Source organism: Pseudomonas sp. NPDC096950 (genome assembly GCF_044762525.1).
GTDB lineage: Bacteria > Pseudomonadota > Gammaproteobacteria > Pseudomonadales > Pseudomonadaceae > Aquipseudomonas.
Map to the genome: position 1 here is coordinate 432,336 of NZ_JBIWEL010000003.1, position 12,431 is coordinate 444,766.

Annotated in this window: 11 protein-coding genes; 7 read left to right on the plus strand and 4 right to left on the minus strand. The window is 60.0% G+C overall.

The window, feature by feature from the left end; translation table 11 throughout:
* Nucleotides 1-29 precede the first annotated feature (29 nt).
* From ACIQY3_RS09120 to ACIQY3_RS09130, 3 genes are all read left to right on the plus strand, one after another.
* A complete protein-coding gene (locus tag ACIQY3_RS09120; protein WP_403018691.1) occupies nt 30-1,415 on the plus strand; it encodes an MmgE/PrpD family protein in 1,386 nt (461 codons plus the stop codon).
* 73 nt (nt 1,416-1,488) lie between these two features.
* Nucleotides 1,489-2,373, plus strand: coding sequence for an NAD(P)-dependent oxidoreductase (locus ACIQY3_RS09125; RefSeq protein WP_403018692.1), 885 nt, complete (start codon nt 1,489-1,491; stop codon nt 2,371-2,373).
* 124 nt (nt 2,374-2,497) lie between these two features.
* The gene (locus ACIQY3_RS09130) at nt 2,498-3,832 is read left to right on the plus strand and encodes an OprD family porin (protein ID WP_403018693.1); all 1,335 of its coding nucleotides are present in this window, start codon (nt 2,498-2,500) and stop codon (nt 3,830-3,832) included.
* Between the two features lie 154 nt (nt 3,833-3,986).
* On the opposite strand, the gene ACIQY3_RS09135 is transcribed toward ACIQY3_RS09130, so the two are convergent.
* Nucleotides 3,987-4,940 carry an aliphatic sulfonate ABC transporter substrate-binding protein gene (locus ACIQY3_RS09135; protein ID WP_403018695.1) on the minus strand — a complete coding sequence of 318 codons (954 nt, stop codon included), beginning with the start codon at nt 4,938-4,940 and terminating at the stop codon, nt 3,987-3,989.
* 225 nt (nt 4,941-5,165) lie between these two features.
* Between ACIQY3_RS09135 and ACIQY3_RS09140 the strand changes: the two genes are divergently transcribed.
* Complete coding sequence (locus tag ACIQY3_RS09140) at nt 5,166-5,381, plus strand: molybdopterin-binding protein (RefSeq protein ID WP_034150404.1); 216 nt, start codon at nt 5,166-5,168, stop codon at nt 5,379-5,381.
* Nucleotides 5,382-5,534: 153 nt separating this feature from the next.
* On the opposite strand, the gene ACIQY3_RS09145 is transcribed toward ACIQY3_RS09140, so the two are convergent.
* The gene (locus tag ACIQY3_RS09145; protein ID WP_403018697.1) at nt 5,535-6,167 is read right to left on the minus strand and encodes a response regulator; all 633 of its coding nucleotides are present in this window, start codon (nt 6,165-6,167) and stop codon (nt 5,535-5,537) included.
* A 39-nt stretch (nt 6,168-6,206) separates the two neighbouring features.
* Nucleotides 6,207-7,562 carry a cache domain-containing protein gene (locus tag ACIQY3_RS09150; protein WP_403018698.1) on the minus strand — a complete coding sequence of 452 codons (1,356 nt, stop codon included), beginning with the start codon at nt 7,560-7,562 and terminating at the stop codon, nt 6,207-6,209.
* 277 nt (nt 7,563-7,839) lie between these two features.
* On the opposite strand from ACIQY3_RS09150, the gene ACIQY3_RS09155 reads away from it, so the two are divergent.
* Together ACIQY3_RS09155 and ACIQY3_RS09160 are read left to right on the plus strand one after the other, a co-directional pair.
* Entirely contained in the window at nt 7,840-9,897 is a 2,058-nt protein-coding gene (locus ACIQY3_RS09155; protein WP_403018700.1) for a carbon starvation CstA family protein, read from the plus strand.
* Nucleotides 9,898-9,912: 15 nt separating this feature from the next.
* Nucleotides 9,913-10,110, plus strand: coding sequence for a YbdD/YjiX family protein (locus ACIQY3_RS09160; RefSeq protein WP_054050768.1), 198 nt, complete (start codon nt 9,913-9,915; stop codon nt 10,108-10,110).
* 381 nt (nt 10,111-10,491) lie between these two features.
* Here ACIQY3_RS09160 and ACIQY3_RS09165 read toward each other — a convergent pair whose 3' ends face one another.
* Entirely contained in the window at nt 10,492-11,343 is an 852-nt protein-coding gene (locus ACIQY3_RS09165) for a LysR substrate-binding domain-containing protein (protein WP_054050770.1), read from the minus strand.
* Nucleotides 11,344-11,588: 245 nt separating this feature from the next.
* Here ACIQY3_RS09165 and ACIQY3_RS09170 point away from each other — a divergent pair, with 245 nt between their 5' ends.
* Nucleotides 11,589-12,431: a transporter substrate-binding domain-containing protein gene (locus tag ACIQY3_RS09170; RefSeq protein ID WP_403018704.1), complete on the plus strand. Its 843-nt coding sequence runs from the start codon at nt 11,589-11,591 to the stop codon at nt 12,429-12,431.

The following is a 12,431-nucleotide window of genomic DNA, read 5'->3' on the forward strand; positions in this document are numbered from 1 at the left end:
ACGCCGGGCCAACATTGAAGGAGACAAGCATGACCAGAGGCGAAGTTCGCCCAGAGCTGTATCGCGGCACCGAGGTGCCGCCGTTGACTCGACAACTGGCCGGGTTCATCGAGCGTACCCAGTGGAGCGATGTGCCCCATGCCGTGCGGTATGAGGCCAAGCGGGCGCTGGTGAATTATTTTGCGGTGTGTCTGGCAGGGTGCAATGACCCTGATGTCGGCAAAGCGATCTCGCTGTTCGAGGGTTTTCGCTCGGGACAGCAAGCGCGCCTGGTCGGACGTGCGCACCGCACGGACATGCTGCATGCCGCCTCGCTGAACGCCATGAGCGCGAATGTCTACGACTTCGACGACACGCATATCCCGACGATCATTCATCCGACCGCGCCGGTTGCCGCCGCGCTGTTTGCGTTGGCCGAGACGACGCTGGTGTCCGGTGAACAACTGTTGCTGGCGTTTGTTCTGGGAGTTGAAGTCGAGTGTCGCCTGGGCATGGCCGTTTTTCCGGATCACTACCAGCGCGGCTGGCATATCACCTCAACCTGCGGCGTTTTTGGCGCAGCGGCGGCGTCGGCAAAACTGCTGGGCCTGGACGCACAACAACACCTGTGGGCGCTGGGTAATGCGAGTGCCCAATCCTCGGGTCTGGTGGAAACGCTGGGCAGTGCGGCAAAGAGCATCGGTGTCGGCAATTCGGCGCGTAACGGGCTGCTTTCGGCGCTACTGGCCCAGCAAGGTTTTGCCGGCCCCGAGCGACCGATCGAGGGCGAGCGCGGCTTCCTTCGGGTCATGGGCGAACGCCCGGATTTTCTCCAGGTCAGCGAGGGGTTGGGCGAGCGTTGGGCGTTGTCGGCCAACACCTATAAATCGTATCCCTGTGGCGTGGTGTTGAACCCGGTGATCGAGGCGTGCCTGGCGCTTTATCAAGATCGCGCATGGTCGATGGACGACATCGCGCGCGTCGAGCTGACCGGCCATCCGCTGCTGCGCGAGCGCACCGATCGGCCCGACATCCGCAGCGGCCGGGAGTCGCAAGTCAGCGCCCAGCATGCGGTCGCCGTGGCCTTGTCGACGGGGGAGGCCGGCCTCGCGCAATTCAGCGATTCGGCGGTGGCCGACCCGGCGTTACGGGCGCTGTATCCCAAGCTGGTGTTCGTCGATGACGCGGATTACGCGGTGGAAGCGGCGCAGGTACGGATCCTGTTGCATTCCGGCCAGACGCTGTCGCGCAAGGTCTCGGTTTCCCGAGGCAGCCTGGCCGCACCGCTCAGCGATCCGGACCTTGAACGCAAACTGCGCGAACTCGCGGAATACGGTCGTTCGGGCTGCGCGGTGGAACCGCTGATTGATGCGCTGTGGTCACTGGATCAGGCGTCGGATGCGAGCGTAGTGATGCAACTCGCCACTGGCAGATGAATGTCGATCGCTGCGGCCACAGGCCACTCTGGCCAAGGGCGCGGCGCAATGGTTTGAAATTTCGGGAGCGGACATGACAGACAACAGATTGCTTGGATTTATCGGGGTAGGGGTCATGGGCCGTCCCATGGCTCGACGCTTGATCGAGCACGGCCATCAATTGGTGATTTTCGATACCGATGCGCAGGCGCTGGAGGAACTGTCGGCGTTGGGCGCACGGGTGGCACAAAGCGTCCTGGAGGTCGCGAACAGTGCTGAAATCATCTTCACCAGTTTGCCGAACCCGGCGATTTTCAAAGCCGTGGCCTTGGGCGCAAACGGCATCGTCGAGGGCGCTGCGGTGCGGATTCTGGTCGACCTGTCGACGGTCGGCTCGCGGGCTGAGCAGGAGGTCGCCGCCGGTCTTCTCGCGCGGGGCATCGAAACCGTCGATGCACCGGTCAGCGGCGGCGCTGCGGGTGCGCAGAAAGGCACGTTGGCCATGATGGTCGCGGGCAAGCCTGACGCCATCGCCGAGGTGCGCGAGTTGTTCGATGTGTTCGGCAAGGTGTTCGTGGTCGGCGAGGAGGCCGGGCAAGGGCAGTTGCTCAAGCTGCTCAACAACATGCTCTCGACCACGGCCTTCGCCATCACCGCCGAGGCGTTTGTCGCCGGGGTGAAGGGCGGGCTCGATCCGCACGTGATGATGTCGGTGATCAATGCCGGCAGCGGCAAGAACGGCGCGACCCTGGATAAATTCCCCAAACACGTGCTGCCGCGCACCTTCGATTTTGGCTTTCCCATTGGCAGCGTCTGCAAGGACATCGGCCTGGCGGTCGATGAGTGCCAGGCGCTGGGCGTACCGATGTGGGTGGGCAGCAGTTTGCGCCAGATGTGGAATGTCGCGGCGCTGCAAGACGGCGGCAAGCGCGACTTGACCGAACTGGTGCTCGACATTGAGGCGTGGGCGGGCCTTTAGCGAGGGCGGCTGTCGCCACACATCCCTGTAGCAAAACCTGCAACCGCGGCTCTCTTCAGGGGGCCGTAGGGCGAAGTAGTGCCTGACGATTCACTCATAATAAAAATGCATCCCGGGAGTACACATGAAAAACAACAATAAATCGCTGTCCGCCTCCATCGCGCTGGCCGGTCTGACCGTGGGCGTGACCCTGAGTCAGGCCGCCCATGCGGCTTTTCTGGAGGACAGTAAAGCCAGTGTTTCCGCACGCAATTTCTACTACGACAATGACAACCGCGAAGGCGGCGCCGACCAACGCGAATGGGCGCAAGGTTTCAGGCTGGACTACTTGTCCGGCTTCACCGAGGGGGTTGTCGGTTTCGGCCTGGACGTTCAGGCGCTGGTCGGCATTCACCTGGATGGCGGTAAGGGGCTTCATCCCGATAACAACAGCTTCACCCCCAGCGACAGCGACGGTTCGGCCGTGGATCAGTGGAGTCGCCTGGGCGCCACTGCCAAGGCGCGCTTCTCCAAGACCGAAGCACGTTACGGCAGCACCCTGGCGCCCAATCTGCCGATTCTGGTGGCCAACGATGCGCGTCTGCTGCCGCAAACGTTCGAGGGCGGCATGATCACCTCGAAGGAACTCGACAACTTCACCTTTATCGCCGGGCAACTTGAACATGCAACGGGCCGCGCATCGAGTAACCGCACCGGCCTGTCCGTGGCGGGCGGCACCGAGGACAGCAACCAGTTCCGTTTCGGCGGCGCCGACTGGAAAGTCACCAAAGACCTGACGTTGCAGTACTACTATTCGAACCTTGAAGACTTCTACAAGCAGCACTTTCTCGGCCTGGTTCACGTGTTGCCCATCGGCGATGACCAGTCCTTCAAAACCGACCTGCGCTATTTCGACAGCCGCTCCGACGGCGCCAATGGCACGGCCGGCTACCTGTTCAATAACAATGGTGGTTACGCCAAAACGCCGGGCGAGGTCGACAACAAGACCTGGTCAGCGATGTTCACCTACACGCTGGGTGGCAACGCGCTGATGCTCGGTCATCAACGGGTGTCCGACGACGGTGGTTTTGTCTGGGTGAACCAGGGCAACCTGGTGAATGAAGGGGCGGGCGGTGCCAGTTTTTATCTGTTCACCGACAGCGTGATCAACCAGTTCGCGCGGGCGGGTGAGAACACTACGTTTGGTCAGTATTCCTATGACTTCGCGACCATGGGGGTGCCGGGCCTGAAGGCCTCCGTCGCTTACTTGCATGGCGATGACATCAAGTCAGTGGCGGCCGGTGGCGCTGATCAGAAGGAATGGGAAACCGACATGCGGGTTGACTACGTCATCCAGACTGGCGCGTTGAAAGGCTTCGGCACGACAGTGCGTCATGGCACCTATCGCGGTGGCGGTACGAACATCCCCGACCAGGATCAGACCCGATTGATCTTCAACTACACCTACAACTTTATGTAACCCCTATGGGAGCGGGCTTGCTCGCGAAGAGGCCGGTACATCCGACGCATCTTCTGTGCCTGGAATACCGCTTTCGCGAGCAAGCCCGCTCCCACAGTTGATCGAGGGTGAATCAGGTATTTGCGTACCACCGCAATCTCCACAATGGTGGGTGTCATGGCTTCCAGATATCGACGTCCTTGGCATCCACCGCTTTAGGCAACAACCCTTCGGCAAAAAACGCATCGGCGATTTTCTGCTGTTCGCCCAACTGGTCAGCCTTCACCGGTTGCACTTGGTAGCTGCGATGGGCATTTGCCGTTTCGACGGTTGCCACATCCAGGTTGCCCCACAGCGGCCCGAGCACTTGCGCGGCGTCGCGGGGGTTGTGTTTGATCCAGTCGCCGGCCTTGTGCAGTTGGTCATACACCAGTTTCAGGACTTCCGGGTGTTGCTTGGCGTAGCTGTTGCTGGTCAGGTAATAACGTTTGTAGTTGGCCAGGCCGACACCGTCCGCCAGGGTGCGGGTCGGCAGTTGGCGTTGCACGCCGGTGAGGAAGGGTTCCCAGGTGACCCAGGCATCGACCTTGTTGTTCTCGAAAGCCGCCCGTCCATCGGCAGGGGACAGGTAAGCGGGTTCGATATCGGAAAACTTCAGGCCGGCCTTGTTCAGCGCCGCGATCAGCAAATAGTGGGAACCCGCCGCTTTGGTCACCGCGACTTTCTTGCCTTTCAAATCCGCCAGTTGCTGCAGCGGCGAATCCTTGCGCACCACAATCGCCTGGGCCGAAGGCGAGGGCGCCTCCTCGGCAAAGTAGGTCAATTTGGCCTGTGCGGCCTGGGCGAAAATCGGCACGGTATCGGCCACGTCGGCGCTGATATCGACATTGCCAACGTTCAACGCTTCGAGCAGCGGCAAGCCACTGGAGAACTCATGCCAAGTCACGTCGATGTTGTTCTGCGCGAGGGTTTTTTCCAGGGTGCCCTGGGTTTTCAGCAGGGTGATCAGAGTCGATGATTTCTGGTAACCGATGCGCACGGTTTCCCGGGCTTGGGCCGGCAGTGCGAAGGACAGGGCCAGTGCAACGGCCAGGCTGGTAAGGACAGCATTCTTGAAGGGCTTTGACATGGCGGACTCGACAGTAGGCAACGGAGAAGGTGGCGATCTGTCATGAGCATAGGGTTCTAAGAATTATTCTTTAAATAATTTTTAGATCTTAGCTTAGGAGGTTTGCATATACGATTCAGGAATAAATAAATCGTTATATATTCCTTTTGTTATCGGCTCGGGCAGTGCATTTTGAAGACCAGCACATCAGTGCGGTTTGCCCACCATCAGACAGGAAGCCTCAACATGACCATCAAAGCGATCAACGTTCGTAACCAGTTCAAAGGTGTTATCAAAGAAATCCTGGAAGGCGAAGTGGTCTCGGAAATCGATGTGCAAACCGCCTCCGGCATCGTCACTTCGGTGATCACTACCCGTTCCGTGCGGGATCTGGAATTGAAAATCGGCAGCGAAGTGATTGCGTTCGTGAAGTCCACCGAAGTGTCGATTGCCAAGCTCTGATTTGCAGTTGTGGCGAGGGGGCTTGCCCCCGTTGGGTCGCGAAGCGGCCCCCCCGCAATCTCTCAGATAGACCCTGTCGTCAGGTTTTACGACTGCTCCGCAGCCGAACGGGGGCAAGCCCCCTCGCCACAGGGTTTTCGCGGGGCACAATTCTCAGCGGGAAATCAACCCCCGCTCAATCGCGTAGTTGAGCAGCGCCGCCGGTTTATCGATGTTGAGTTTGCGGCGAATGCTCAGGCGATGGGTTTCCACCGTGCGCACGCTGATGTCGAGTTCGCGGGCCATTTCCTTGTTGTTCATGCCCAGCACCATTTTGCACAGCACCTCGCTTTCACGCGGGGTCAGTTCGTTGTCGGCGGGGCGGTCGGCGGCGAGTTTCCGGGCGATTTCCGCGCTGTAGAAGGTGCCGCCGCTGGCAATTGCTTCGATGGCGGCGATGATTTCCCGGGAAGGGGAATTCTTCAGCACATAGCCGCTGGCCCCGGAGCGCACTGACTCGCTCACGTACTCGTTGTTGTCGTACATGCTCAGGATCAGGATCTTGATGTCCGGGTGCTCGCGGCGCAGTTGGCGGGTCAGTTCCAAGCCGTTCATGTCCTTGAGGCCGATATCCACCAGCAGCAAATCCGGCTGGGTTTCGCGGACCATTTCAATCGCGCTCGCGCCACTGTCGGCCTCACCGACGATGGCCAGGAAATCCACCACCGTGAGCAACGCGCGGATGCCGTCGCGCACCAGTGAATGATCGTCAACCAGGGCGACGCGGATCGGGAAGGGCAGGTTCATCAATGCAACTCTCTTATTGTTTTGTGAGGATGATCGGCTTCAGGCGGCCGTCATACTCATCGGGATAAGGACGTTCAGTTCACTTCGGCCCGGCGTTGAATGCAGGTCGAGCCGGCCGCCGAAGTGTTCGACCCGTTCGCGGATATTGCGCAGGCCGATCCCGGCGTTCAGGCGATCGACTCGGTTGACGTTAAAACCGACGCCGTTATCCACCACGACCAGTCGCAACGCCTCTCTGGAACCCTGCAAGGTGATCGACACCGAGCTGGCCTGGGCGTGCCGTTCAATGTTGGTCAGGCCTTCCTGGGCAATGCGGAACACCGCCACGGCCGCGCCATCCACCAGATCACAGTCGAACAGGTCGCTTTCGTAGTTCACCTGCAAGCCGCTGCGCTGCTGGAATTCGGCGGCCAGTTGCCCGATGGCGGCGGGCAGGCCCAGGGTGTCGAGCAGCGACGAACGCAAGTCATGGGAAATGCTGCGCACCTCGCCGATGGCACTGCCCAGGCGCTCCGTGGCTTCACGCAGAATACTCAAGCCATTGTCGCGCCCGGCCTCGATCAAATGGCTGGCCAGTTCGAACTGAAACTTGATCGACACCAGCAACTGGCTGATGCCGTCATGCAGTTCCCGGGAGACCCGTGAGCGTTCCTCTTCCTGCAAGCTGACGATGCGCTGGTTGAGGCGCTGGAGTTTTTTGTCCGCCAGGCGATGTTCGCTGACGTTGAGGGTCATGCCACTGATAAACACCAGCAACACCGCAATCAGTGCGACCGCAGCAATCGCCAGCATGGTGCCGTGGATGCCATTTGCGACTTCATCCCGGGCTTGTTGGGTGGCCTGTTCGACGTCTTCAAGGTAGATGCCGGTGCCGAGCATCCAGCCCCAACGGTCCAGCATCACCACGTAGGCGAGTTTGTCGGTGACCGCGCCGGTGGAAGGTTTTTTCCAGGCGTAGCGTTGGAACCCAGCGCCGGATTCGGCGCTTTTCAGCAAGGCTTGAATCACCGGCAGACCATGGGGGTCGGTCATGTCCCACAGGTATTTGCCGACCAGGTCCGATTGCCGGGCGTGCATCAGGCTGCGGCCCTGGCGGTCGTAGACGAAGAAGTAACCGTCGATGCCAAAGCTGAGTTTGCGCAGTTCTTCGAGCACTTGCTGCTGGGCCGCCGCGTCGCCTTTGCCGTCGGCATACAGCGGCTCGATCAGGCTCTTGGCCATTTCTACGTAGTTTTTCAGTTCGGCGCGTTTGCTGGCGAGGATGCTGTCCTCGATCAACTGCGCCTGCTGCTCGCCGAGCTGGCGGTTCTGGAACATGACCAGGGCGCAGATCACTGCAATCGCCAGGATCAGCGGCAGGATGCCCAGGGCAACGATTTTGTGTTTGAGCTGCATATCTACTCCTGTCCAGACCGGGCGACGGTGCGGCAGGGCCGTTGGCGGGTGGCGTGGTGGGGGCATGATAGGCCAAAAAGATCTTCACTTCGCCAGCGTAAAGCGCCGTCGGACTAATGGATCAATCCGGTCTGCGTAGTACTACGTAGAAGGGGTTTACGTAGTACTGCGGATTTCACTGATGGCGACATGCGCGGATATTAGGCACGTCCGCAAAACGGGCACCATTATAAAAATTTTCGCCGCGGCCTATCGGACTGCCGGCAGGAGACACGCAATGACCCGTCTGGTTAAACACCTCGCCTGGTTTGTCGTGGCCGTCATTGGAGCGATTGCGCTGAGTGTCGTGGCCCTGCGCCGCGGCGAAGCGATCAACGCCCTCTGGATCGTCGTCGCCGCCACCGCCATCTACCTTGTTGCCTACCGCTACTACAGCTTGTTCATCGCCAACCGGGTGATGGAACTCGACCCCAATCGCGCCACCCCTGCTGTTCTCAACAACGATGGTCTGGACTATGTTCCGACCAACAAACACATCCTTTTCGGTCACCACTTCGCGGCCATTGCTGGCGCGGGGCCTTTGGTCGGGCCAGTGTTGGCGGCGCAAATGGGCTATCTGCCCGGTACGCTGTGGCTGATCGCCGGCGTGGTGTTTGCCGGTGCGGTGCAGGACTTCATGGTCCTGTTCCTCTCCACGCGCCGTAACGGTCGCTCCCTGGGCGACATGGTCCGTGAAGAAATGGGCCGCATCCCCGGCACCATCGCGCTGTTCGGCTGCTTCCTGATCATGATCATCATCCTCGCGGTGCTGGCGCTGATTGTGGTGAAAGCCCTGGCCGATAGCCCGTGGGGCATGTTCACCGTGATGGCGACCATCCCGATCGCGATGTTCATGGGCATTTACATGCGCTACATCCGCCCAGGTCGCATCGGCGAAATCTCGGTGATCGGCGTGGCGTTGCTGCTCGGTTCGATCTTCGTCGGCGGGCAGATTGCTGCGGATCCGGTGTGGGCCAAAATGTTCAGTTTCACCGGTGTGCAAATCACCTGGATGCTGATCGGCTACGGTTTTGTCGCGGCGGTGTTGCCGGTGTGGCTGATCCTGGCGCCCCGTGACTATCTGTCGACCTTCCTGAAAATCGGCACCATCCTGGCGTTGGCCGTCGGGATCCTGGTCACCATGCCCGAGCTGAAAATGCCGGCACTGACCCAATTCATCGACGGCACCGGGCCGGTGTGGAAGGGCGGGTTGTTTCCGTTTCTGTTCATCACCATCGCTTGCGGCGCGGTCTCGGGTTTCCACGCGTTGATCGCTTCCGGCACCACGCCGAAACTGCTCGCCAGCGAAGGCCATGCCCGTTACATCGGTTACGGCGGCATGCTGATGGAATCCTTCGTCGCCATCATGGCGATGGTTGCCGCTTCGGTAATCGAGCCAGGCGTGTACTTCGCCATGAACAGCCCGGCTGCCGTGGTCGGTGGTGATGTGATCCAGGTTGCACAGACCGTCAGCAGCTGGGGTTTTGCAATCACCCCGGAAGCCCTGCAAGCGGTGGCCCATGACATCGGTGAAACCACCGTGCTGGCTCGCGCTGGCGGTGCACCGACCTTGGCGGTTGGTATCGCGCAGATCCTGCACAGTGTCCTGCCGGGTGAAAACACCATGGCGTTCTGGTACCACTTCGCGATCCTGTTTGAAGCGCTGTTTATCCTGACCGCCGTGGACGCGGGCACCCGTGCCGGACGCTTCATGCTTCAGGATTTGCTTGGCTCCTTCGTTCCGGCGCTGAAGCGCACCGAGTCCTGGACTGCCAACCTGATCGCGACTGCCGGTTGTGTCGCAATGTGGGGCTACTTGCTCTATCAAGGCGTGATCGATCCTCTCGGCGGGATCAACACCTTGTGGCCGCTGTTCGGTATCTCCAACCAGATGCTCGCCGGCATCGCGCTGATGCTTGCGACTGTCGTGCTGATCAAAATGAAACGCCAACGCTACATCTGGGTGACCTTGTTGCCAGCCGCGTGGTTGCTGATCTGCACCACGACGGCGGGTTTCATCAAGTTGTTCGACGCCAACCCGGCGATCGGCTTCCTGGCCCTGGCCAAGAAATACAGCGATGCCTTGGCCAACGGCCAGATCCTCGCGCCGGCCAAGGACATCAACCAGATGCAGCACGTGATCTACAACGCGTACACCAACGCAACGCTGACCGCGCTGTTCCTGTTTGTGGTGTTCAGCATCCTGTTCTATGCGCTCAAGGTCGGGATTTCCGCCTGGGGTACAAAAGAACGCACGGATAAAGAATCGCCGTTCCAGGCTGTGCCGGAAGTGTGATCGAGGATTGCCACGATGTTCAATGACCTGAGTCGCCTCGGTAAATACCTCGGTCAGGCCGCACGCCTGATGGTCGGCATGCCCGACTACGACAACTACGTCGAGCATATGCAAACCAAACACCCGGACAAACCGGTGATGGACTACGAGATGTTCTTCCGGGAACGTCAGGAAGCGCGTTACGGAAGCAAGGCCGGGCCGAAGTGTTGTTGATCGGTTGGCTCTGAAGTAACGCATTACCCTGTGGGAGCGAGCCTGCTCGCGAAGGCAATCTGTCAGTCGATATCTTTGTTGGCTGACACACCGTTTTCGCGAGCAAGCCCGCTCCCACATTTGATTGGGGTTGAGCCTTGTATTTGTGAGCGACGCAAAACCCCTGTGGGAGCGAGCCTGCTCGCGAAGGCGATCTGTCAGTCGATATCTTTGTTGGCTGACACACCGCTTTCGCGAGCAGGCTCGCTCCCACATTTGGTTTTGTGTTGTTAGTGCTCAAACACCCGGATAACCCTATGTAGGAGCCAGGCTTGCCGGCGAAGGCGTTCTTGAGTACGCCTTCGCCGGCAAGGCTGGCTCCTACGTATGCGTTTTGGGGTGTCAGTGACCCTGATTGCTTTTAATTAAATCGTAGGCCCTGCGCACCAGCGGGTTCACGGTATTCGGCCGAATCCACAAGTGATACGTCACGTCCGGCAGTCGCGGTAACCCGTCGTTTTCCCCCAATACCCGCATGTCCGGCCCGAGCATTTCCATGCTTCTCGGGGTCACGCCCAACCCTGCGCGGGTCGCGGCTTTGATGCCGATCAGGTTCGACGCCAGGTACGCCTGGCGCCAGGGAATGTTGGCGCGTTCCAACGCTTCCAGCGCATAGCGGCGATAGATGCTCGGTTCATCCACCAGGATCAGCGGCAATGGTTCGCCGGGGTTGTGGATGTACTGCGCCGAGCAAATCCACCACACCGGCGAGGTGCGCAAGGCGAAGCCTTCGAGGTTCGGGTCGGCGCGGGTGGAAATCACCATATCGACCTTGCCCCGGTGCAGGTCATCCATCAGGAACGGACTGCGCCCGACATCGATCTCCAGGCGCAAACGCGGCGCCGAACGGGCGATGTGGCTGAGCATCGGCGGCAGGATGGTGTCGGCGATGTCGTGGGGCGAGCCGATGCGCAGCACGCCGCTCAAGCTGCTTTCACGCAGGGAATTCAGCGCATCGTCATTCAACGAAAGCATCTGCCGCGCATGCCGCAGCAACTGCTGGCCGGCTTCGGTGAGCTGTTTTTGCCGACCGCGCTTTTCGAACAGACTCACGCCCACCTGCTGCTCCAGGCGCTGCATATGTTGCGTAACTGACGATTGCGTGCGGTCCAGTTGCGCGCCGGCTTCGGCAAAGCTGTGGTGATCCACCACGGCAATGAAGGTGCGCAGTAATTCGAGATCGAGGGTCGACATGGCGGCTGCTTTTTATATCAAGGGTGCAAACCTAAACATTACATATTTTTATGTATTTGTTGACGTGTATTTTTTGGAAGGACGACGAATGCCAGTAAATATGGGGATATAAGCGTTTTGCTCAAAAATGAAATACTGCGAGTTATAACGATATTAGATATTTGTATTTCCGTTACCTCTGCGCTGTACCCAGGATGCCCACTCATCAGGTCGGGGTACGCCGATCATCCATGAGGGAAAAATCCATGTTGCTCGAGCGCTCACCCGTAAAACGATTATTGCCTGTGATGCTGGGCGCCTTGATCTCCTTGTCCGGCATCTCTGCCGCGCAAGCCGACGCGACCCTGGACAAGATCCAGGAACGCCACGTGCTGGTGGTCGGCGTGCTGCTGTCCGGCGGCCCGTTTGGCGGGATCGATCCCGCCAGCCAGAAACCTCGCGGCTTGAACGTTGACCTCGCCAACGAACTGGGCCGCCAACTCGGCGCCGAAGTGCAATTGGTACCGGTGCTGCCGGCCAACCGTGTGCAGTTCCTGCAGCAGGGCAAGGTCGATTTGCTGATCGCCAACATGGAGTGGACCGCCGAGCGCGGCGAGATTCTCGGCTTTGTGCCTACGCCGTTCTACCGCGTCGGCGGCACCGCAGCCGTTCTGAAGGACAGCAAGATCACCCGTTGGGAAGACCTGAAGAATCAACCGGTCTGCACCTCTCAGGGCAGCAGCTACGTCAAGCCGCTGACCGAACTGGGCGCCGAGATCAAGGCGTTCAAGAGTTCGTCGGAATCCTTGCTGGCCCTGCGCGGCAACAACTGCGTCGCCGCCGTGCACGACGCCACGCTGATCAACCCGCTGATCGCCGACACCGCCGAATGGCAGGGCTACCGCGCGATCGCCCCGGAACTCAACCCGGCGCCGTCGGTGATCTGGACCCGCCGTGGCGAAAGCGACACCCAGGCCAAACTCGACCCGATCATCAAGGAGCTGCACCGCAGCGGCTGGTTGATCGAGGCCCAGACCCGCAACCACATCACCCCGGCATCCCCGGCGCTGGTCGAGTTGCAGAAACAATTCCAGGCCAATGGCGCCTGA

Coding starts and splice junctions, on each gene's coding strand:
- ACIQY3_RS09120 (WP_403018691.1), top strand. CDS start 30: ATGACCAGAGGCGAAGTTCGCCCAGAGCTGTATCGCGGCACCGAGGTG.
- ACIQY3_RS09125 (WP_403018692.1), top strand. CDS start 1,489: ATGACAGACAACAGATTGCTTGGATTTATCGGGGTAGGGGTCATGGGC.
- ACIQY3_RS09130 (WP_403018693.1), top strand. CDS start 2,498: ATGAAAAACAACAATAAATCGCTGTCCGCCTCCATCGCGCTGGCCGGT.
- ACIQY3_RS09135 (WP_403018695.1), bottom strand. CDS start 4,940: ATGTCAAAGCCCTTCAAGAATGCTGTCCTTACCAGCCTGGCCGTTGCA.
- ACIQY3_RS09140 (WP_034150404.1), top strand. CDS start 5,166: ATGACCATCAAAGCGATCAACGTTCGTAACCAGTTCAAAGGTGTTATC.
- ACIQY3_RS09145 (WP_403018697.1), bottom strand. CDS start 6,167: ATGAACCTGCCCTTCCCGATCCGCGTCGCCCTGGTTGACGATCATTCA.
- ACIQY3_RS09150 (WP_403018698.1), bottom strand. CDS start 7,562: ATGCAGCTCAAACACAAAATCGTTGCCCTGGGCATCCTGCCGCTGATC.
- ACIQY3_RS09155 (WP_403018700.1), top strand. CDS start 7,840: ATGACCCGTCTGGTTAAACACCTCGCCTGGTTTGTCGTGGCCGTCATT.
- ACIQY3_RS09160 (WP_054050768.1), top strand. CDS start 9,913: ATGTTCAATGACCTGAGTCGCCTCGGTAAATACCTCGGTCAGGCCGCA.
- ACIQY3_RS09165 (WP_054050770.1), bottom strand. CDS start 11,343: ATGTCGACCCTCGATCTCGAATTACTGCGCACCTTCATTGCCGTGGTG.
- ACIQY3_RS09170 (WP_403018704.1), top strand. CDS start 11,589: ATGTTGCTCGAGCGCTCACCCGTAAAACGATTATTGCCTGTGATGCTG.